Source organism: Streptomyces azureus (assembly GCF_001270025.1).
Lineage (GTDB): Bacteria > Actinomycetota > Actinomycetes > Streptomycetales > Streptomycetaceae > Streptomyces > Streptomyces azureus.
Genome location: NZ_DF968345.1, coordinates 1 through 410, shown reverse-complemented (window position 1 = coordinate 410; position 410 = coordinate 1). Strand labels below are relative to the sequence as shown.

1 protein-coding gene is annotated in these 410 nt (G+C 69.0%); it reads right to left on the bottom strand.

Annotation, left to right across the window (positions count from 1 at the left end; genetic code table 11):
- Positions 1 to 410 (bottom strand): IS5/IS1182 family transposase (locus tag AOQ53_RS26200; RefSeq protein ID WP_059420925.1); only part of this gene is annotated, 410 nt, incomplete at both ends.

The following is a 410-nucleotide window of genomic DNA, read 5'->3' as shown; positions in this document are numbered from 1 at the left end:
TCGAAGCGCGGAGTTCGAGGCCGGCGAGGTAGCTCTCGGGCGTCTTGTCGAAGCGTGTGGCGATGCCGCGCCAGCCCTTCAGCCGGTTGATCAGTCGCTCGACAGCGTTGCGATCACGGTAAAGATCGGCGTCGAAGGCGACGGGACGGCCGCCCCGGCTGCCCTTCTTCTTGCGGTTGGCCACCTGGTCCCTCTTCTCCGGGATGACCGCTCTGATGCGGCGTTTACGCAGGTGGGCGCGGTTGGCGCGGGACGAGTACGCCTTGTCCGCGGCGACCGCGCCCGGTCGGGTTCGCGGCCGGCCCACCGGCACACGGACCCGGATTTTCTTCAGCACGGGGACGAACTGCGGGCTGTCCGCGGCCTGCCCGGCTGTCAGGACGAACGACAAAGGTCGACGCCTGCGGTCG